The sequence below is a fragment of the Pseudomonas sp. ok266 genome, from assembly GCF_900110195.1.
Classification (GTDB): Bacteria; Pseudomonadota; Gammaproteobacteria; order Pseudomonadales; family Pseudomonadaceae; genus Aquipseudomonas; species Aquipseudomonas neuropathica.
The window spans coordinates 168,741-189,716 of the sequence record NZ_FOCU01000009.1 but is presented as its reverse complement, the minus strand read 5'-3'; the positions used below and the strand labels follow the sequence as shown (position 1 = coordinate 189,716).

The 20,976-nt window shown below is 57.8% G+C and carries 18 protein-coding genes; 16 read left to right on the top strand and 2 right to left on the bottom strand.

The features are described from left to right. Positions 1-4 precede the first annotated feature (4 nt). Both ubiG and BMY54_RS18350 read right to left on the bottom strand, forming a co-directional pair. On the bottom strand, positions 5-703 hold the full coding sequence (gene ubiG, locus BMY54_RS18355; RefSeq protein WP_093435309.1) for a bifunctional 2-polyprenyl-6-hydroxyphenol methylase/3-demethylubiquinol 3-O-methyltransferase UbiG: 699 nt from the start codon (positions 701-703) through the stop codon (positions 5-7). A gap of 56 nt (positions 704-759) precedes the next feature. Then, a complete protein-coding gene (locus BMY54_RS18350; protein WP_093435307.1) occupies positions 760-2,094 on the bottom strand; it encodes a TRZ/ATZ family hydrolase in 1,335 nt (444 codons plus the stop codon). 108 nt (positions 2,095-2,202) lie between these two features. Here BMY54_RS18350 and mtnA point away from each other — a divergent pair, with 108 nt between their 5' ends. The 16 genes from mtnA (at position 2,203) to BMY54_RS18270 (ending at position 20,934) form a co-directional block, all read left to right on the top strand. Beyond that, positions 2,203-3,279, top strand: coding sequence for an S-methyl-5-thioribose-1-phosphate isomerase (gene mtnA, locus BMY54_RS18345; RefSeq protein WP_093435305.1), 1,077 nt, complete (start codon positions 2,203-2,205; stop codon positions 3,277-3,279). Between the two features lie 423 nt (positions 3,280-3,702). Beyond that, a complete protein-coding gene (gene gyrA, locus BMY54_RS18340) occupies positions 3,703-6,477 on the top strand; it encodes a DNA gyrase subunit A (RefSeq protein ID WP_093435302.1) in 2,775 nt (924 codons plus the stop codon). 223 nt (positions 6,478-6,700) lie between these two features. Continuing rightward, positions 6,701-7,786 carry a 3-phosphoserine/phosphohydroxythreonine transaminase gene (gene serC / locus BMY54_RS18335; RefSeq protein ID WP_093435299.1) on the top strand — a complete coding sequence of 362 codons (1,086 nt, stop codon included), beginning with the start codon at positions 6,701-6,703 and terminating at the stop codon, positions 7,784-7,786. Then, on the top strand, positions 7,786-8,880 hold the full coding sequence (pheA, locus tag BMY54_RS18330; protein WP_016770924.1) for a prephenate dehydratase: 1,095 nt from the start codon (positions 7,786-7,788) through the stop codon (positions 8,878-8,880). Before serC ends, pheA begins: the two co-directional genes overlap by 1 nt. Before the next feature lie 12 nt (positions 8,881-8,892). Continuing rightward, positions 8,893-10,005 (top strand): histidinol-phosphate transaminase, encoded by a 1,113-nt coding sequence (hisC, locus tag BMY54_RS18325; protein WP_093435297.1) that lies wholly within the window; start codon positions 8,893-8,895, stop codon positions 10,003-10,005. 28 nt (positions 10,006-10,033) lie between these two features. Beyond that, on the top strand, positions 10,034-12,241 hold the full coding sequence (locus BMY54_RS18320; RefSeq protein WP_256573919.1) for a bifunctional prephenate dehydrogenase/3-phosphoshikimate 1-carboxyvinyltransferase: 2,208 nt from the start codon (positions 10,034-10,036) through the stop codon (positions 12,239-12,241). Beyond that, positions 12,238-12,927 carry a (d)CMP kinase gene (cmk, locus tag BMY54_RS18315; protein ID WP_064391442.1) on the top strand — a complete coding sequence of 230 codons (690 nt, stop codon included), beginning with the start codon at positions 12,238-12,240 and terminating at the stop codon, positions 12,925-12,927. Before BMY54_RS18320 ends, cmk begins: the two co-directional genes overlap by 4 nt. Before the next feature lie 119 nt (positions 12,928-13,046). Next, entirely contained in the window at positions 13,047-14,732 is a 1,686-nt protein-coding gene (gene rpsA, locus BMY54_RS18310; RefSeq protein WP_093435292.1) for a 30S ribosomal protein S1, read from the top strand. A 203-nt stretch (positions 14,733-14,935) separates the two neighbouring features. Further along, positions 14,936-15,214, top strand: a complete 279-nt coding sequence (locus BMY54_RS18305) for a hypothetical protein (RefSeq protein WP_007908433.1) — start codon at positions 14,936-14,938, stop codon at positions 15,212-15,214. A 151-nt stretch (positions 15,215-15,365) separates the two neighbouring features. Next, positions 15,366-15,662, top strand: a complete 297-nt coding sequence (ihfB, locus tag BMY54_RS18300) for an integration host factor subunit beta (RefSeq protein ID WP_003189779.1) — start codon at positions 15,366-15,368, stop codon at positions 15,660-15,662. 30 nt (positions 15,663-15,692) lie between these two features. Continuing rightward, positions 15,693-15,932, top strand: a complete 240-nt coding sequence (locus tag BMY54_RS18295) for a lipopolysaccharide assembly protein LapA domain-containing protein (RefSeq protein ID WP_093435289.1) — start codon at positions 15,693-15,695, stop codon at positions 15,930-15,932. A 223-nt stretch (positions 15,933-16,155) separates the two neighbouring features. Further along, on the top strand, positions 16,156-17,232 hold the full coding sequence (gene rfbB / locus BMY54_RS18290) for a dTDP-glucose 4,6-dehydratase (protein WP_175559626.1): 1,077 nt from the start codon (positions 16,156-16,158) through the stop codon (positions 17,230-17,232). Further along, complete coding sequence (gene rfbD / locus BMY54_RS18285) at positions 17,229-18,110, top strand: dTDP-4-dehydrorhamnose reductase (protein ID WP_093435284.1); 882 nt, start codon at positions 17,229-17,231, stop codon at positions 18,108-18,110. The genes rfbB and rfbD overlap by 4 nt, the downstream gene beginning before the upstream one ends. Continuing rightward, a complete protein-coding gene (rfbA, locus tag BMY54_RS18280; protein ID WP_093435282.1) occupies positions 18,107-18,997 on the top strand; it encodes a glucose-1-phosphate thymidylyltransferase RfbA in 891 nt (296 codons plus the stop codon). Before rfbD ends, rfbA begins: the two co-directional genes overlap by 4 nt. Positions 18,998-19,054: 57 nt before the next feature. Then, a complete protein-coding gene (locus BMY54_RS18275; RefSeq protein ID WP_093435279.1) occupies positions 19,055-19,978 on the top strand; it encodes a glycosyltransferase in 924 nt (307 codons plus the stop codon). Continuing rightward, a complete protein-coding gene (locus BMY54_RS18270) occupies positions 19,975-20,934 on the top strand; it encodes a UDP-glucose 4-epimerase family protein (RefSeq protein ID WP_093435277.1) in 960 nt (319 codons plus the stop codon). Before BMY54_RS18275 ends, BMY54_RS18270 begins: the two co-directional genes overlap by 4 nt. Positions 20,935-20,976: the final 42 nt, after the last annotated feature.

Below are 20,976 nucleotides of genomic sequence, written 5' to 3'. Positions count from 1 at the left end.
CGGCTTACTCCTCGCGCAGGGTCTGGATCATGTAGTTGACGTCAACGTCGCTGGCCAGTTTGTAGTGCTTGGTCAGCGGGTTGTAGGTCAGGCCGATGATGTCTTTGACGGTCAGGCCGGCCATGCGGCTCCAGGCACCCAGCTCGGACGGGCGGATGAATTTCTTGAAATCGTGGGTGCCGCGCGGCAGCAGCTTCATGATGTATTCAGCGCCGATGATGGCGAACAGGTAGGCCTTCGGGTTGCGGTTGATGGTCGAGAAGAACACCTGACCGCCCGGCTTGACCATGCGGAAGCAGGCGCGGATCACTGACGACGGATCCGGCACGTGCTCGAGCATTTCCAGGCACGTGACCACGTCAAACTGCTCCGGCATTTCTTCGGCCAGGGCTTCGGCGGTGATCTGGCGGTACTCAACGCTGACGCCGGATTCCAGTTGATGCAGTTGCGCGACCGCCAGCGGCGCTTCGCCCATGTCGATGCCCATCACCGTGGCACCGCGTTGCGCCATGGCTTCGCTGAGGATGCCGCCGCCGCAACCGACGTCGAGGACTTTCTTGCCGGCCAGATTGACCCGCTCGTCAATCCAGTTGACCCGCAGCGGGTTGATGTCGTGCAGTGGTTTGAACTCGCTTTCGCGGTCCCACCAGCGATGGGCCAAGGCTTCGAATTTGGCGATTTCAGCGTGGTCGACGTTGCTCATGTTTAATCCTCTAAAACTTTAAAAGTGCTGTAGCCCTGGCGTTTGCGCCAAGGTGTTTACGATTCGGTGTGGCCGCTGATGCGCTGGCCCCAGGTCCGGGCGGTGGCGCCCAGTTGCTCTTCGTCCATGCGCGTCAGGCGGCGGTCGTCGAGCAGTTGCTTGCCGGCGACCCACAGGTGTTTCACGCAATCGCGACCGGTGGCATATATAAGCTGCGAGACCGGGTCATATACCGGTTGCTGGGCCAGGCCGGACAGGTCGAAAGCGACGATGTCGGCAGCTTTGCCAATTTCCAGCGAGCCGACTTGCGCCTCGATCCCCAGTGCGCGCGCGCCATTCAGCGTGGCCATGCGCAGCGCTCGATGGGCGTCGAGTGCGGTGGCGGAACCGGCGACGGCTTTGGCCAGCAGCGCAGCGGTACGGGTTTCGCCGAGCAGATCCAGATCGTTATTGCTGGCGGCGCCATCGGTGCCAACGGCCACGTTGACGCCAGCCTGCCACAAACGCTCGACCGGGCAGAAGCCGCTGGCGAGTTTCAGGTTCGATTCCGGGCAGTGGATCACGCTGGTGTTGCTTTCTACCAGTAACGCCAGGTCGTCATCGCTGATCTGGGTCATGTGCACGGCCTGGAAGCGCGGGCCGAGCAGGCCGAGACGGCCGAGGCGCGCGAGCGGACGTTCACCGCGCTGCTCCAGCGCTTGCTGAACTTCGAAAGCGGTTTCGTGCACGTGCATATGGATCGAGGCGTCCAGCTCCTCGGCAATCACTCGGATTTTCTCGAGGTTTTCGTCACCGACGGTGTACGGTGCATGGGGGCCGAAGGTGATCTTGATCCGTTCATGGTGCTTGAGATCGCCGAACAACTCGACGCCCTGACGAATGGCTTCATCGGCGCTGCTGGCGCCCGGAATCGGGAAATCAAGGATTGGAATGGCGATCTGCGCGCGAATGCCGCTGTTGTGCACGCGCTCGCTGGCGACTTTCGGGTAGAAATACATGTCCGAGAAACAGGTGATGCCGCCCTTGATCTGCTCGGCGATAGCCAAATCAGTCCCATCGCGAACGAAATCTTCATCGACCCACTTGGCCTCGGCCGGCCAGATGTGATTTTCCAGCCAGGTCATCAGCGGCAAATCATCGGCCAGGCCACGAAACAGCGTCATCGCCGCGTGACCGTGCGCGTTGATCAGACCGGGGGCGAGCAGCACATCCGGCAATTCCCGGGTTTCTGTGGCGTTACACTTCAATGCTTCGGCGCGCGGGCCGATAAACACGATGCGACCGTCGCGAATGCCCAGGCCGTGCTCCTTGAGCACAACGCCTGCAGGTTCGACGGGTACCAGCCAGGTCGGCAGCAATAATAAGTCGAGCGCAATGGCAGGTTTCGGCATCGAGGGGCGGTTCCAGTGCTTTTGTAAAGGATGGCGAAGTATACCCGAGCGTCTTCGCGGGGGGATCGCTATAATCGGCGGCTTTTGTTCATGAGTACGGGGTGAGGGATGCGCGATCGACTGTTGGCTGCGGAGAAAGTAAAGGCCATCGATTGGCGAGATGGCGCGCTCCACCTGCTGGATCAGCGTATTTTGCCGTTCGAGGAAACCTGGATTGCCTACACCAGCGCCGCCGGCGTGGCCGAGGCGATTCGTTCGATGGTGGTGCGCGGTGCGCCGGCCATCGGCATCAGCGCAGCCTATGGCATTGTGCTGGCGGCCCGTGCCCGTCTGACCGAAGGTGGCGACTGGGCTGCGGCGCTGGAAGAAGATTTCGCCTTGCTGGCCGATTCTCGTCCGACCGCAGTCAATCTGTTCTGGGCGTTGGGCCGGATGCACGATCGACTGGATCGTCTGAAAGGCAACGCCGACCCGTTGGCGGCGCTGGAAGCCGAAGCCATTGCCATTCATGAAAGCGACCGCGAAGCCAACCTGACCATGGCCCAGCTCGGCGTTGACCTGATCCGCAAGCACCAGGGCAATGCGCAGGCGATTCTGACTCACTGCAACACCGGTGCGCTGGCTACCGGCGGGTTCGGTACGGCGCTGGGGGTGATTCGCGCGGCTTATCTGGAAGGCATGGTCGAGCGCGTTTATGCCGATGAAACCCGTCCGTGGCTGCAGGGTTCGCGCCTGACCGCTTGGGAACTGGCCAACGAAGGCATTCCGGTCACCCTGAATGCCGACTCCGCCGCTGCGCACATCATGAAAACCAAAGGCGTGACCTGGGTGATCGTCGGTGCGGACCGCATCACCGCCAACGGTGACGTGGCCAACAAGATCGGCACCTACCAACTGGCGGTCAACGCCATGCACCACGGCGTGCGTTTCATGGTGGTGGCGCCAAGTTCGACCATCGACATGAATCTGGCCAGCGGTGACGACATCCCGATCGAGGAGCGTGATGGCGCCGAGTTGCTCGAAGTGGGTGGCAAGCGCGTCGGCGCGGACGTTGAAGCGTTCAACCCGGTATTTGACGTGACGCCGGCCGACCTGATCGATGCGATCGTCACCGAAAAAGGCATCGTCGAGCGCCCGGATACCGCGAAAATGGCCCAGTTGATGTGCCGCAAACGCCTGCATTGATTGGCTTGATGTCTGAATTGTCCTCTTCGCGAGCAGGCTCGCTCCCACAGGTTTTGTGAGCGCCACAGAACCCTGTGGGAGCGAGCTTGCTCGCGAAGGGGCCCTAAATGTCAATAAACATCGCTAAACCAAGCCCCAATTCTGCATCCAAAGAAGCTCTGAGCCTCTCTCGTCCCCGTTAAGCCTGTCACCGGTCAACTAACTATGCTCCATGCGCATCAGGGGGATAGGTGCGTGGCGGCTCTTGTGATAACATCCGGCGTTTTCCGAGGCAGCTCCACGGAGCTGTCTTTACTGCGCAAATCCGCGATCCAATGTTGATTTGTCGTAAGTCGGTGCATGGCACTCGGTCTGCCCCGACGAGCTTCGTTGGTCCCATATGGATATGACGAAGTTTCACCAGAAAAAGGAATCAGGCTTCTCATGGGCGAACTGGCCAAAGAAATCCTCCCGGTCAATATCGAAGACGAGCTGAAACAGTCCTACCTCGACTACGCGATGAGCGTGATCGTCGGCCGTGCACTGCCGGATGCGCGCGATGGCCTCAAGCCCGTGCACCGTCGCGTACTGTTCGCGATGAGCGAGCTGGGCAACGACTTCAACAAGCCGTACAAGAAATCTGCCCGTGTTGTCGGCGACGTGATCGGTAAGTATCACCCGCACGGTGATACCGCGGTGTACGACACCATCGTTCGTATGGCCCAGCCTTTCTCCCTGCGCTACCTGCTGGTAGACGGTCAGGGCAACTTCGGTTCGGTCGACGGCGACAACGCTGCGGCCATGCGATACACCGAAGTGCGCATGACCAAGCTGGCGCACGAGCTGCTGGCTGACCTGCATAAAGAAACCGTGGATTGGGTGCCGAACTACGACGGCACCGAAATGATCCCGGCGGTCATGCCGACCCGTATCCCCAACCTGCTGGTCAACGGCTCCAGCGGTATCGCCGTGGGCATGGCGACCAACATTCCGCCGCACAACCTCGGTGAAGTCATCGACGGTTGCCTGGCGCTCATCGACAATCCTGAGCTGACCGTCGATGAACTGATGCAATACATCCCCGGTCCGGACTTCCCGACCGCCGCGATCATCAACGGTCGCGCCGGCATCATCGAAGCCTACCGTACCGGTCGTGGCCGTATTTACATGCGCGCCCGCTCGATCATCGAAGACATCGACAAGGTCGGTGGCCGTCAGCAGATCGTCATCACCGAACTCCCTTACCAGTTGAACAAGGCGCGTCTGATCGAGAAGATCGCCGAGCTGGTCAAAGAGAAGAAGCTCGAAGGCATCACCGAACTGCGCGACGAGTCCGACAAGGACGGTATGCGCGTCGTGATCGAACTGCGTCGCGGCGAAGTGCCTGAGGTGATCCTCAACAACCTCTACGCCCAGACCCAGCTGCAATCGGTATTCGGCATCAACATCGTTGCGCTGATCGACGGCCGTCCACGCATCCTGAACCTCAAGGATCTGCTGGAAGCCTTCGTCCGTCACCGTCGCGAAGTCGTCACCCGCCGTACCGTGTTCGAACTGCGCAAGGCGCGCGAGCGTGGTCATATCCTCGAAGGCCAGGCCGTTGCCCTGTCGAACATCGACCCGGTCATCGCCCTGATCAAGGCTTCGCCGACGCCGTCGGAAGCCAAAGAAGCGCTGGTCAGCACACCGTGGGAATCCTCGGCAGTGGTGGCGATGGTTGAGCGTGCCGGTGCCGATTCGTGCCGTCCGGAAAACCTCGATCCGCAATACGGTCTGCGTGAAGGCAAGTACTTCCTGTCGCCAGAACAGGCGCAAGCCATTCTGGAACTGCGTCTGCACCGTCTGACCGGTCTGGAACACGAAAAACTGCTGGCCGAGTATCAAGAGATCCTCAACCAGATCGGCGAGCTGATCCGCATCCTCAACAGCGCCGTGCGCCTGATGGAAGTGATCCGCGAAGAGCTGGAAGTGATCCGCGCCGAATACGGCGATCAGCGTCGCACCGAGATTCTCGATGCCCGTCTCGATCTGACCCTGGGTGACATGATCCCGGAAGAAGAGCGCGTCGTGACCATCTCCCACGGTGGCTACGCCAAGACCCAGCCACTGGCTGCGTACCAGGCTCAGCGTCGTGGCGGTAAAGGCAAGTCGGCCACCGGCGTCAAGGATGAGGACTACATCGCTCACCTGCTGGTTGCCAACAGCCACACCACGCTGCTGCTGTTCTCCAGCAAAGGCAAGGTTTACTGGCTCAAGACCTACGAAATTCCGGAAGCGTCCCGCGCCGCCCGTGGTCGTCCGCTGGTCAACCTTCTGCCATTGAGCGAAGGTGAATACATCACCACCATGCTGCCGGTCGATCTCGAAGCCATGAAGCGTCAGGCCGATGAAGAAGAAGCCGAAGGCGCCGAGGCTGATGTAGAAGAAATCGAAAACAGCAACGAGACCGATGAAGAACGTCGTGCTCGCATCAAGGCTGCCGACCGCAAGAAAGCCCCGTTCATCTTCATGTCGACCGCCAACGGTACCGTGAAGAAGACTCCGCTGGTGGCCTTCAGCCGTCAGCGCAGCGTTGGTCTGATCGCACTGGAGCTGGACGAAGGTGACATCCTGATCTCCGCCGCTATTACCGATGGCGAGCAGGAAATCATGCTGTTCTCCGACGGCGGCAAAGTGACTCGCTTCAAGGAATCCGAAGTTCGCGCCATGGGCCGTACCGCCCGCGGTGTGCGTGGTATGCGTCTGCCAGAAGGACAGAAGCTCATCTCCATGCTGATTCCAGAAGAAGGCAGCGAGATTCTCACTGCTTCCGAGCGCGGCTACGGCAAGCGCACGGCGATCACCGAGTTCCCTGAATACAAGCGTGGCGGTCAGGGCGTTATCGCCATGGTCAGCAACGAGCGTAACGGCCGTCTGGTCGGCGCGGTTCAGGTGCAGGACGGTGAAGAAATCATGTTGATCTCCGATCAGGGCACTCTGGTGCGTACCCGTGTCGACGAAGTGTCGAGCCTGGGTCGTAACACACAGGGCGTCACGCTGATCAAGCTGGCCAAGGATGAAACCTTGGTCGGGCTGGAGCGGGTTCAGGAGCCTTCGGAAGTTGAAGGTGAAGAGCTTGAGGGTGAAGAGGGCGAGGAATTCGAAGGCAATGTCGTGATCGACGATGCTGCCGAAGACCAGCAACTCGACGCCGCAGCAGACGAAGAACCGCAAGAATAAGCGGACAAACGAGGGGGCGGATGAGAATTCGCCCCCTTGTTATTTGTCCGGTATGAAATTTCGGCGCCCATGAAGATCCATGTGGGAGCGAGCTTGCTCGCGAAGGCGGAGTATCAGGCGACATCGTTGTTGAATGTCAGTCCGCCTTCGCGAGCAAGCTCGCTCCCACATAAAATCAGCGCCGACTGATATGTGATACCACCAAATCAGAGCGAGATTGGATGTGAGCAAGCGAGCCTATAACTTCTGCGCCGGTCCTGCGGCGCTTCCTGAAGCTGTCCTGCAACGTGCCCAGGGTGAACTCCTTGATTGGCACGGCAAGGGTCTGTCGGTCATGGAAATGAGCCATCGCAGTGATGAGTTCGTGTCCATCGCCACCCAGGCCGAGCAGGATCTGCGTGACCTGCTGAATATCCCGTCGAACTACAAAGTGCTGTTTCTGCAAGGTGGCGCCAGCCAGCAATTCGCGCAGATTCCACTGAACCTGCTGCCGGAAAACGGCTCGGCCGACTATATCGACACCGGTATCTGGTCACAGAAAGCCATCGAAGAAGCCTCGCGCTACGGCCACGTCAACGTTGCCGCCACCGCCAAGCCTTACGACTATTTCGCCATTCCGGGCCAGAACGAGTGGAAACTGTCGAAAGACGCCGCTTACGTTCACTACGCGCCGAACGAAACCATCGGCGGTCTGGAGTTTCAGTGGATCCCCGAAACCGGTGACGTGCCGTTGGTAGCGGACATGTCTTCGGACATCCTCTCGCGTCCGGTTGATATTTCGCGTTTCGGCATGATCTACGCCGGCGCACAGAAAAACATCGGCCCAAGCGGTATCGTCGTCAACATCATCCGCGAAGACTTGCTCGGCAAGGCGCGCTCGCTGTGCCCGACGATGCTCGACTACAAAGTCGCGGCCGATAACGGCTCGATGTACAACACCCCGCCGACACTGGCCTGGTACCTGTCTGGTCTGGTGTTCCAGTGGCTGAAAGAGCAGGGCGGCGTTGAAGCCATCGCCAAACTGAATGACGTCAAGCAGCGCACGCTGTATGACTTCATCGACGCCAGCGGCCTCTACAGCAACCCGATCAACAAGTCGGATCGCTCGTGGATGAACGTGCCGTTCCGTCTGGCTGATGATCGTCTGGACAAGCCGTTCCTGGTCGGTGCCGAAGAGCGCGGCTTGCTCAATCTGAAGGGCCACCGCTCCGTGGGCGGCATGCGCGCCTCCATCTACAACGCCGTCGACATCACCGCCGTTAACGCGCTGGTGGCGTACATGGCTGAATTCGAGAAGGAACACGGCTGATGTCCGAGCAAGAACTCAAGGCACTGCGCGTTCGTATTGACGCTCTGGACACCAAAGTCCTTGAGCTGATCAGTGAGCGTGCGCGTTGCGCCCAGGAAGTCGCGCGAGTAAAGATGGCCTCGCTGGCCGAAGGCGAAGTGCCGGTGTTCTATCGTCCTGAGCGCGAAGCTCAGGTGCTCAAGCGTGTGATGGAGCGCAATCAGGGACCGCTGGGCAACGAAGAGATGGCGCGGTTGTTCCGCGAAATCATGTCCTCGTGCCTGGCGCTGGAGCAGCCGCTGAAAGTGGCTTACCTCGGTCCTGAAGGCACCTTCACCCAGGCTGCAGCCATGAAGCACTTCGGTCACGCGGTGATCAGCAAGCCGATGGCGGCGATCGACGAAGTGTTCCGTGAAGTGGCAGCCGGTGCGGTGAATTTTGGCGTGGTGCCGGTGGAAAACTCCACCGAAGGCGCGGTCAACCACACGCTGGACAGCTTCCTCGAGCACGACATGGTTATCTGTGGCGAAGTCGAGCTGCGCATTCACCATCACCTGTTGGTTGGTGAAAACACCAAGACCGACAGTATCAGCCGTATCTATTCCCACGCGCAGTCGCTGGCCCAGTGCCGCAAGTGGCTGGACGCGCATTACCCGAATGTCGAGCGCGTTGCGGTATCGAGCAACGCCGAAGCGGCCAAGCGGGTTAAAGGCGAGTGGAACTCGGCAGCGATTGCCGGTGATATGGCGGCCGGTCTGTATGGCCTGACCCGTCTGGCCGAGAAGATCGAAGACCGTCCGGACAACTCGACGCGCTTCCTGATGATCGGTAATCAGGAAGTACCGCCGACCGGTGACGACAAGACTTCGATCATCGTTTCGATGAGCAACAAGCCGGGTGCGCTCCACGAGCTGCTGGTGCCGTTCCATGACAACGGGATCGACTTGACCCGGATCGAAACCCGTCCGTCGCGCAGCGGCAAATGGACCTACGTGTTCTTCATCGACTTCGTCGGCCACCACCGTGATCCGTTGATCAAAGGTGTGCTGGAAAAGATCAGTCAGGAAGCAGTAGCACTCAAAGTGCTGGGTTCCTACCCGAAAGCAGTTCTCTAAGGGCGGTAGCAAATGAGTGGCAATTTCCTCGCTCTGGCACAGCCGGGCGTGCAACAACTTTCGCCGTACGTTCCGGGCAAGCCTGTGGACGAACTGGCGCGCGAGCTGGACCTGGATCCGGCCAAAATCGTCAAACTGGCGAGCAACGAAAACCCGCTAGGCGCCAGTCCGAAAGCCTTGGCGGCCATCCGCGAAGAGCTGGCCGAGCTGACGCGTTACCCGGATGGCAACGGTTTTGCGCTGAAATCCCTGCTGGCCGAGCAATGCCGTGTCGAGCTGAGCCAGGTCACTCTGGGTAACGGCTCCAACGACATTCTTGAGCTGGTCGCGCGTGCCTATCTGGCGCCGGGCCTGAACGCTGTTTTCAGCGAACATGCGTTTGCGGTGTATCCGATTGCCACGCAGGCGGTCGGTGCTCAGGCCAAAGTGGTGCCGGCCAAGGATTGGGGGCATGATCTGCCTGCGATGCTCGCGGCCATCGATGGCAATACCCGCGTCGTATTTATCGCCAACCCGAACAACCCGACCGGTACCTGGTTCGGCGCAGAAGCGCTGGACGAGTTCCTGCAGGATGTTCCGGAGCACGTGTTGGTGGTGCTCGACGAGGCGTACATTGAGTACGCCGAAGGCAGTGATCTGCCGGACGGACTGGATTTCCTTGCCGCTTACCCGAATCTGTTGGTCTCGCGTACCTTCTCCAAGGCCTATGGTCTGGCGGCATTGCGTGTTGGCTACGGTCTGTCGACCCCGGTTGTGGCTGATGTACTGAACCGTGTTCGCCAGCCATTCAACGTCAACAGCCTCGCCTTGGCGGCAGCCTGTGCGGCGTTGAAGGATGAGGAATATCTGGCGCAAAGCCGTCAACTCAACGAGGCAGGCATGCAGCAGTTGCAGGCCGGTTTCCGTGAGCTGGGCCTGAGCTGGATCGAATCCAAAGGCAACTTTATCTGCGTCGATCTCGCTCAAGTCGCAGCCCCGGTGTTTCAGGGCTTGCTGCGCGAAGGCGTGATCGTGCGTCCGGTGGCCAACTACGGCATGCCGAACCACCTGCGGGTGACCATTGGTCTGCCGGCGGAAAACAGCCGCTTCCTCGAAGCGCTGCGCAAGGTTCTGGCTCGTGGGTGATGTCACTGCACTGCAATCTGCTGCACCTATGATCGGGCGCCTTGTGGTGGTCGGTCTGGGGTTGATCGGTGGTTCGTTTGCCAAGGGCTTGCGTGAAAGTGGCATCTGCCGCGAAGTGGTCGGGGTCGATCTCGATCCGCAATCGCGCAAGCTGGCGGTCGAGTTGGGTGTGGTCGATCGTTGTGAAGATGATCTGGTGGTGGCCTGTCAGGGCGCTGACGTGATTCAGCTGGCGGTGCCGATTCTGGCCATGGAAAAAGTGCTCGCGCGTTTGGCGAGTATTGATCTGGGGGCGGCGATTCTGACCGATGTCGGTAGCGCCAAAGGCAATGTGGTGCGCGCGGCGACCGAGGCGTTTGGCGGCATGCCGGCGCGTTTCGTGCCGGGCCATCCGATTGCCGGCTCCGAGCAGAGCGGGGTGGAAGCCTCCAATGCCGAACTGTTCCGTCGCCACAAAGTGATCCTCACGCCGCTTGAGCAAACCGATCCGGCGGCGTTGGCTGTGGTCGATCGTCTGTGGCGCGAATTGGGCGCCGACGTCGAGCATATGCAGGTCGAGCGTCATGATGAAGTGCTGGCCGCGACCAGTCATCTGCCGCACCTGCTGGCCTTTGGTCTGGTCGACTCTTTGGCCAAGCGCAATGAAAATCTTGAGATCTTCCGTTACGCTGCGGGCGGTTTCCGCGATTTCACAAGAATCGCCGGAAGCGACCCGGTGATGTGGCACGACATCTTCCTCGCCAACCGCGAGGCTGTCCTGCGCACACTCGATACATTTCGCAGCGACCTCGACGCTTTGCGCGACGCGGTCGATGCAGGGGATGGGCACCAATTGTTGGGCGTCTTCACGCGCGCCCGGGTTGCCCGCGAGCATTTCAGTAAAATCCTGGCCCGCAGGGCCTATGTGGACGCTATGAATTCCAACGATCTGATCTTCCTGGCTCAACCTGGTGGCCGCCTGTCCGGTCGGATTCGCGTACCGGGTGACAAATCCATTTCCCACCGTTCGATCATGCTCGGCTCGCTGGCCGAAGGCGTCACCGAAGTCGAAGGTTTCCTTGAGGGCGAAGACGCCCTGGCGACCTTGCAGGCATTCCGCGACATGGGCGTAGTCATCGAAGGCCCGCACCACGGACGCGTGACCATTCACGGTGTCGGCCTGCACGGCCTGAAACCGGCGCCGGGCCCGATCTATCTGGGCAACTCCGGCACGTCGATGCGTCTGCTGTCCGGCCTGTTGGCTGCACAGAGCTTCGACAGCGTTTTGACTGGCGATGCCTCGCTGTCCAAGCGTCCGATGAACCGCGTGGCCAATCCGCTGCGCGAAATGGGCGCGGTCATCGAAACTGCTGCCGAAGGTCGTCCACCAATGACCATTCGTGGCGGGCATAAACTCAAAGGCCTGACTTACACCATGCCGATGGCTAGCGCACAGGTGAAATCCTGCCTGCTGCTCGCCGGTCTGTACGCTGAGGGCAAGACCACCGTGACCGAGCCGGCTCCGACTCGCGACCATACCGAGCGTATGCTGCGTGGTTTCGGTTATTCGGTAAGCGTTGATGGCGCCACGGCATCGGTTGAGTCCGGTGGCAAACTGATTGCGACCCATATTGAAGTGCCGGGCGATATCTCGTCGTCGGCGTTCTTCCTGGTCGCAGCATCGATCGCTGAAGGTTCGGAACTGGTGCTTGAGCACGTCGGCATCAACCCGACCCGTACCGGCGTGATCGACATCCTGCGCCTGATGGGTGCGGACATCACTCTGGAAAACCAGCGTGAAGTCGGCGGCGAGCCTGTGGCTGACCTGCGCGTACGGGCAGCTAAACTCAAAGGTATCGAGATTCCCGAAGAGCTGGTTCCGCTGGCCATCGACGAATTCCCGGTGCTGTTCGTGGCGGCGGCCTGTGCCGAAGGACGCACTGTGCTGACCGGCGCTGAAGAGCTGCGGGTCAAGGAGTCGGATCGCATCCAAGTCATGGCGGACGGTCTATTGGCGCTGGGCGTCAAATGCCAGCCGACCCCGGACGGCATCATCATCGACGGCGGCCAGATTGGCGGCGGCGAAGTGCATGGTCACGGCGATCACCGTATCGCGATGGCTTTCAGTGTGGCCTCCCTGCGCGCCACCGCACCGATCCGCATCCATGATTGCGCTAACGTCGCGACGTCGTTCCCCAACTTCCTCGCGCTTTGCGGGCAGGTCGGTATTCGTGTGGCACAAGAGGCTCAGTCGTGAAAAACATTGCACCGGTCATCACCATTGATGGGCCAAGCGGCTCGGGCAAAGGCACCGTTGCCGGAATTCTGGCCAAGCGTCTGGGCTGGAACCTGCTGGATTCCGGTGCGTTGTACCGCTTGCTGGCATTTGCTGCGCACAACCATGGTGTCGACCTGACCAATGAAGAGCTGCTGAAGAAGCTTGCCGCTCATCTGGATGTTCAGTTCATTGCGGCGACCGAAGGTCAGTTGCAACGGATCATTCTGGAAGGTGACGAAGTCAGCGATGTGATCCGCACCGAAAGCGTCGGCTCCGGCGCTTCGCAAGTGGCTGCATTGCCGGCCGTACGTGAGGCGCTGCTGCAGCGCCAGCGTGCTTTCCAGGAAGCGCCGGGTCTGGTGGCCGATGGTCGCGACATGGGCACGGTGGTTTTTCCGGATGCACCGCTGAAGATTTTCCTGACCGCCAGTGCCGAGGAGAGGGCGCGCCGTCGATATTTGCAGTTGAAGGGCAAAGTCGAGGGTGTTAGTCTGTCGAGTCTGCTAGATGAGATCCGTGCACGCGACGAGCGTGACACCCAGCGAGCGGTAGCCCCGCTTAAGCCGGCGGCTGACGCCATACAGCTGGATTCCACGGAGTTGTCCATCGATCAGGTGCTTGAACGCATCATGAGCGAGATCGCCATTCGCGATATCGCCGGGTGACCAAGAAGGCCGCAGGGGACCAGTCATAGTCCTGCGACGCTTCTTCTATATGAAACTAACCCACACCGTCTGGGGTGTGGAGATGGGCGTATCCTTCGCCCTCATTTACAGGAATTAAAATGAGCGAAAGCTTTGCGGAACTCTTTGAAGAAAGCCTAAAAACCCTGAACCTTCAGGCAGGCTCCATCATCACCGGTGTTATCGTTGATATCGATTACCAAGCTCGCTGGGTAACCGTTCACGCTGGCCTGAAGTCTGAAGCACTCATCCCGCTTGAGCAGTTCTACAACGACGCTGGCGATCTGACTATCAATGTCGGTGACGAAGTTCACGTTGCGCTGGACTCGGTTGAAGACGGTTTCGGTGAAACCAAGCTGTCCCGTGAAAAAGCCAAGCGCGCTGAATGCTGGATCGTTCTGGAAGCAGCCTTCGCAGCCGAGGAAGTGGTCAAGGGCGTTATCAACGGTAAGGTTAAAGGCGGCTTCACTGTCGACGTTAACGGCATCCGTGCGTTCCTGCCAGGTTCCCTGGTTGACGTCCGTCCAGTGCGCGACACCACGCACCTGGAAGGCAAAGAGCTGGAATTCAAGGTCATCAAGCTGGACCAGAAGCGCAACAACGTTGTCGTTTCCCGTCGCAGCGTCCTGGAAGCCGAGAACTCCGCCGAGCGTGAAGCTCTGCTGGAATCCCTGCAGGAAGGCCAGCAAGTCAAAGGTATCGTCAAAAACCTCACCGATTACGGCGCATTCGTCGATCTGGGTGGCGTGGACGGCCTGCTGCACATCACCGACATGGCCTGGAAGCGCATCAAGCATCCTTCCGAGATCGTCAACGTTGGTGACGAAATCGACGTTAAGGTTCTGAAATACGATCGCGAACGCAACCGTGTTTCCCTGGGCCTGAAGCAACTGGGCGAAGATCCATGGGTTGCTATCAAAGCCCGTTACCCAGAAAGCACTCGCGTTACCGCTCGTGTAACCAACCTGACCGACTACGGCTGCTTCGCTGAGCTGGAAGAAGGCGTTGAAGGTCTGGTACACGTTTCGGAAATGGACTGGACCAACAAGAACATCCACCCTTCGAAAGTCGTACAAGTCGGCGACGAAGTGGAAGTTATGGTTCTGGACATCGACGAAGAGCGTCGTCGTATCTCCCTGGGCATCAAGCAGTGCAAATCTAACCCATGGGAAGATTTCTCTGGCCAGTTCAACAAGGGCGATAAAATCTCCGGCACCATCAAGTCGATCACCGATTTCGGTATCTTCATTGGTCTGGACGGCGGCATCGACGGTCTGGTTCACCTGTCCGACATCTCCTGGAACGAAGTGGGCGAAGAAGCCGTACGTCGTTTCAAGAAGGGCGACGAGCTGGACACCGTTATCCTGTCGGTTGACCCAGAGCGCGAGCGTATCTCCCTGGGTATCAAGCAACTGGAAAGCGATCCGTTCTCCGAGTACGTCTCGGTTAACGACAAAGGCGCAATCGTTACTGGCACCGTGAAAGAAGTTGACGCCAAAGGCGCCATCATCGTTCTGGCCGACGATATCGAAGCGACTCTGAAAGCCTCCGAAATCAGCCGTGACCGCGTTGAAGACGCGCGCAACGTTCTGAAAGAAGGCCAGGAAGTAGAAGCCAAGATCATCAGCGTTGATCGTAAGAGCCGTGTAATTCAGCTGTCGATCAAATCGAAAGACGATGCTGAAGAGAAAGAAGCAATCCAGAGCCTGAAAGAAGGTGAGGCTGCTGCTCCTGCCGATACCACTATGGCTGCACTGCTGCGTCAAGCAATGGCCAAACAGAACTAAGTTCTGCTTGATCATGAAAAGGGCGACTTCGGTCGCCCTTTTTTGTGCCTGCGATTTAGTGTTCGCGGCTTGCATGAGGGTTTTGGTGAAACCAATCTGGCTTCCAGGCGGTCTGTTTCTTTAATCGGATCAATCGCCTATTCACGACTAAGCTTGGTCTTAAGTGTGTAGTCGTCGGGCAGTTGCCTGGCATAAGGAAGTGGATGAACAAGTTTATTGTCCTCATGGCTGTGCTGGTTCTGGCTGGCTGTACGACCAGTGCCAAAACCCATGCGGTGCGTGGCGTCAGTGGTATAGAGGTCGACTGCTCTGGGTTGGGCTCTGGCTGGGAGAAATGCCAGAAGCGCGCGGCTAAGGAGTGTAAGGGCGCGGGCTACAAAGTGATCACGCGATCGGATGATGCCAAGGATGAAGATGAGTTTCCTTTTGGCTTCAATCCGGCGGGCTACGTGACGCGAACCATGCTGGTGATCTGTCGATAGGCATGCATGCTCAGTTTGTTGCTTTGATGCCCTGAAAATGGGCGTTTTGACGCGGAGGAAGATATGTCAATCCCTGGGCTGTTCAAAATCTTCCGGGCGTGCTAAAACCTTTCAAGCGCTGATCTAGCTGCTTGAAAAAGAAGGGAAAAATATGACGAAGTCGGAGTTGATCGAACGAATTGTCACCCATCAAGGGCTACTCTCATCCAAGGATGTGGAGCTGGCCATCAAGACCATGCTTGAGCAAATGTCCCAGTGCCTCGCCACCGGTGATCGTATCGAGATCCGTGGGTTTGGCAGCTTCTCTCTGCACTACCGTGCGCCTCGTGTTGGCCGCAATCCAAAGACTGGCCAGTCTGTCAGCCTTGACGGTAAATTCGTACCGCACTTCAAGCCGGGTAAGGAGTTGCGTGATCGGGTGAATGAGGAAGAGGAGGAGGGGGTTTGATCTTCGCTATTCAAATTCGAGGGGGCGTGAATGCGTAACCTGAAACGCATACTGCTTGGCGTATTTCTTCTGCTGATGGTTCTGATTGTTCTGGCGTTTGTGCTTGAGAATCAGCAGTCGGTTTCGCTTTTGTTTCTAGGTTTTTCCGGCCCGCAGTTGCCAGTGTCGCTAGTTGCAGTGTTAGCACTGTTGATCGGCATGTTGATCGGCCCTGTATTGGGCTGGTTTCTGGGGCGTTCGTCCAGAGCCGCACGCAAGCGACTGGTCTGAAAACGACAGGCGCAGGGCATCTGTCGAAATTGCGCCTCAGCCTGTCTTTATCCATTAGTAAAACCATCATTAAGCTGTAAAATGCTCCCCTTGTTCGATCGTGCCTTATTGCATGACGATTCAGACTGACTCTGATGGATGCCAATTGCGACTGGCCTCTGCATTCATGGATTAGATGGCGCTCAGTGGCAGCGCTATCCGCAGCTCAAGGGTATTGTTTCGCGTGAAAATTCTAGTTACCGGCGGCGCCGGGTTCATCGGCTCGGCAGTCATCCGTCACATAATCTCCAATACGTCCGATGCTGTCGTTAACGTCGATAAGCTGACTTACGCCGGTAATCTGGAGTCGCTGGCAGAAGTCAGCCAGAATTCGCGCTATGCATTTGAACGCGTCGATATCTGTGATCGTGATCAGATCGACCGTGTCCTGCGTGAACACCAACCAGATGCAATCATGCACCTGGCCGCAGAATCCCACGTCGATCGCTCGATCTCTGGTCCGTCCGAGTTTATCCAGACCAACATCATCGGTACTTACACGCTGCTCGAGGCCGCCCGCCACTACTGGGCCGCGCTGGATGATGCGCGTAAAGCCAGTTTCCGCTTCCACCATATTTCGACTGACGAAGTTTACGGAGACCTCGAAGGTCCGGAAGACCTCTTCACCGAAACCACGCCATACCAGCCAAGTTCGCCTTACTCGGCCAGCAAGGCTAGCTCCGATCACTTGGTTCGCGCCTGGGCCCGTACTTACGGCCTGCCTACCTTGGTGACTAACTGCTCGAACAACTACGGTCCATGCCATTTCCCTGAGAAACTGATCCCGCTGATCATTCTCAATGCGCTGGAAGGCAAGCCTCTGCCGGTTTACGGCAAAGGCAACCAGGTTCGTGACTGGCTGTATGTCGAAGATCACGCGCGCGCGTTGTACAAAGTCGTCACCGAAGGCGTGATCGGTGAGACTTACAATATCGGCGGTCATAACGAAAAACAAAACATCGAAGTGGTGCACACCCTCTGTGCGTTGCTCGATGAGTTGCGTCCTGATTCAGCTCACCGTCCGCATGCCAGCCTGATTACTTATGTACAGGATCGTCCTGGCCACGACGTACGTTATGCAATCGACGCTAGCAAGATTCAGCGAGAGCTGGGCTGGACACCGGAAGAGACTTTTGAAACCGGTATTCGCAAAACCGTCGAGTGGTACCTCACCAACACTGAATGGGTTGAGCACGTGAAGAGCGGTAGCTACCAGCAGTGGATTGACCAGAACTACGCAGATCGATCGACTAAAGCATGAGAACTTTATTGCTGGGTATGAATGGGCAGGTGGGATGGGAGCTACAACGCGCCCTTGCACCACTTGGAGAATTAATTGCCCTTGATCGCAATACCGGTGGTGACTTATCTGATCTGGACGCCCTGCGCACGACGATTCGCAAGGTTGGACCTGACGTAATCGTCAATGCCGCGGCCTATACCGCTGTCGATAAGGCTGAGTCGGAAACCGAACTGTCAGACCGTGTGAACTCTCGGGCGAGTCAGGTCATGGCTGAAGAGGCTGCGTCCTTGGGTAGCTGGCTTGTTCATTACTCGACCGACTATGTGTTCAGCGGGCAGGGTACGCAGCCTTGGCAAGAAACTGATGCAGCCGCCCCGGTGAATCACTATGGCGCCAGTAAGCTGGCCGGTGAGCAAGCGATTATTGCGTCAGGTTGCAAGTACCTGATCTTCCGCACCAGTTGGGTTTACGGCGCGCGTGGCAACAATTTTGCCAAAACCATGCTGCGTTTAGCCAAGGATCGCGAAACGCTTAACGTTATTGCCGACCAGATCGGGGCTCCGACAGGTGCTGATCTGATTGCCGACGTGACGGTTTTGGCTATTCAACAAGTGATACAGCGCCCTGAACTGGCGGGTCTTTATCACCTGACAGCAGGCGGTGAGGTTTCCTGGCACGGCTATGCCAGCCATGTCATCGAATTTGCTCAAACCAATGGCGAGCAGCTTGCGGTTAAAACGGTAGATCCGATCGAATCCAGCGCTTATCCAACACCTGCACGGCGTCCTCTGAATTCACGTTTGAATACGCAGAAACTACGTGACAATTTTTCTCTGCACTTGCCGGATTGGCAAAGTGGTGTAACCCGAATGCTTAGGGAAGTTTTGAACAAATGACCACGACAAATCGTAAAGGTATCATTCTCGCCGGTGGTTCGGGTACTCGTCTGCATCCGCTGACGCTGGGTGTGTCGAAGCAAATGTTGCCTATCTACGACAAACCGATGATCTTTTATCCGCTGTCAGTTTTGATGCTGGCGGGAATGCGTGAAATCCTGATCATCTCTACGCCGGAAGATCTTCCATGTTTCCGCAAGCTGCTGGGTGACGGTAGTCTCTACGGCATCAAATTGACCTACGCCGAACAACCAAGCCCGGATGGTCTGGCTCAGGCGTTCATCATCGGTGAAGAGTTCATTGGTAGCGACCCTTGCTGCCTGATCCTCGGTGACAACATCTTTTACGGCCAGCACTTCTCCGACAACCTGCGTTCTGCCTGTGCCCGGCAGGATGGTGCGACCGTGTTTGGCTACCATGTTTCCGATCCAGAGCGCTTTGGTGTGGTGGAGTTCGATGCATCCGGCCGCGCCCTGAGCATCGAAGAAAAGCCGCTGAAGCCAAAATCCAGCTACGCAATAACCGGTCTCTATTTCTACGACAACCAAGTCGTCGACATTGCCAAGAAGATCAAGCCTTCCGAGCGTGGCGAGCTGGAAATCACCGACGTCAACCGCGCTTACCTCGAGCAGCAGGCACTGAATGTCGAAATGCTCGGGCGTGGTTTCGCTTGGCTAGATACCGGCACTCACGACTCTCTGCTTGAGGCTAGCCATTTCGTGCACACCATCGAACAGCGCCAAGGCCTGAAAGTCGCTTGCCTGGAAGAAATTGCCTACCACAACGGCTGGATCACTGCCGAGCAGTTGGGTGTTCAAGCTGAAGCCTTGAGGAAGACTGGTTACGGCCAATACTTGCAGAAGTTGCTGGATTCGCCTTCTCACTGATTCGTAAAAACGAAGTTGTTCGAGTGAGAAAGTTTAACCAGTCCGAGCAGGAAAGTTATGCCAGTAAAACGTCTCAATGTTGCGGTTTTGCTGGCAGCCTTCAATGGAATGCAGTGGATTGAAGAGCAACTCGCCTCGATTCTCAGCCAAACTGGTGTTGATGTAAGTATTTATATCAGTATTGATACTTCTACCGATGGAACCGAGGCGTGGTGCGCGGCATACGCGTCTCGACATCCCGGCGTTTTCGTGTTGCCGCCCGCCGGTTCGTTTGGGGGCGCTTCGCGGAATTTTTTCAGGCTGATCCGTGATGTGGCTATCGAGAGCTACGATTTCGTCGCATTTGCTGATCAGGATGACATCTGGTATCCGGACAAGCTTGAGCGGGCGGTGCGCGAGATTCGGTCACGCGCGGTGGATGCCTATTCGAGCAATGTCGTCGCATTCTGGCCGGACGGCCGCACCCATCTGCTTGATAAGGCGCAGCGCCAGACACCCTGGGATTTTCTGTTTGAAGCTGCTGGCCCGGGCTGCACGTATGTGCTGAGTCGCACATTCGTCAGCGCCCTGCGCACTGCGATGCTGGCTGACTGGCAGGAATTACAGCACGTCAGTCTGCATGATTGGTATTGCTATGCGTTTGCCCGAAGTCGGGGCTTCAAATGGTTTATCGACCATCGACCGTCCATGAGTTATCGCCAGCATGAACGAAATCAGGTCGGTGCCAATACCGGTCTTAATCCACTGATTGCGCGCTACAAGACTATTCACGACGGATGGTGGTTTTCCCAGGTCAGAAGGATCGTCCGTTTGGTCGGACTTGAAAATGATCGGTTTGTCCGACGCTGGCTGCCATTGGGGCGGTGGCAGATGCTGACCCTTTCACTGAGTGCCTGGAAGTGTCGTCGTCGAGTGCGCGACAAGATATTTTTCTTCTGTGTTTGCTGGGCTACAGCGGTAATTGGAAACAAAGCCAAATGAGCGCTCCTCGTGTTTTAGTGACAGGTGCTACCGGGTTCGTCGGTGAAGCGCTCGTATTTCGTTTGTTGCGCGATAAGGTATTTACGCCTGTCGCCGCCGTTCGTGGCGAAACGAGGTTAGCCGGTCTTTGTCCGGTCGTGGCGTTCGGGTTGGACGAAAACTCCCCGCTACCGCCTTTGGAAGATGTTGATGTAGTCGTCCATTGCGCGGCGCGCGTGCATGTCATGAATGAAGTGGCTGCAGATCCGCTCGCGGCGTTTCGACAGGTCAACGTCGAAGGCACCGCGCGACTTGCCCGTCATGCGGCGAGATCCGGAGTCAAACGCTTCATTTTCATCAGCTCGATCAAGGTCAACGGCGAGGCAACATTACCGGGTGCGCCGTTTTCTGCTGATGATGCGCCGGCGCCGGTCGATCCTTACGGTATATCCAAGCGTGAAGCGGAGGGCGCATTAAGGCAGATCAGTCAGGACACAGGGATGGAAGTCGTGATTATCCGACCGCCCCTGATCTATGGCCCGGGCGTCAAAGCCAACTTTCTCAATATGATGCGTTGGCTTGAGCGCGGCATACCGCTGCCTTTTGGTGCGATCAACAATCGTCGCAGTCTGGTGGCTATCGGCAATCTCATTGATCTGATCACTGTGTGTATCAAGCATCCCGCTGCTGGCGGCCATGTGTTTCTGGTCAGCGACGCGGAGGACCTTTCTACAACACAATTGCTTCGGCGAATGGCGGGCGCGCTGGGCGTCAAGCCTCGCTTGTTGCCGTTGCCGTCCTCGTTGATGACGGTGGGGGCAGCGCTGATCGGGCGACAGGATCTGGCGCAGCGTTTGTGTGGCTCTCTGCAAGTCGATATTGACAAAACCCAGGCCATCCTTGGGTGGTTGCCGGCGACTAGCGTGGATCAAGCATTGCGTAATACGGCAGGGCACTACCGTGCGAAGCAGTGTTGAAGCTGATAATGGCTCTCGCTACGTGGAGAACTTGGCAAACTG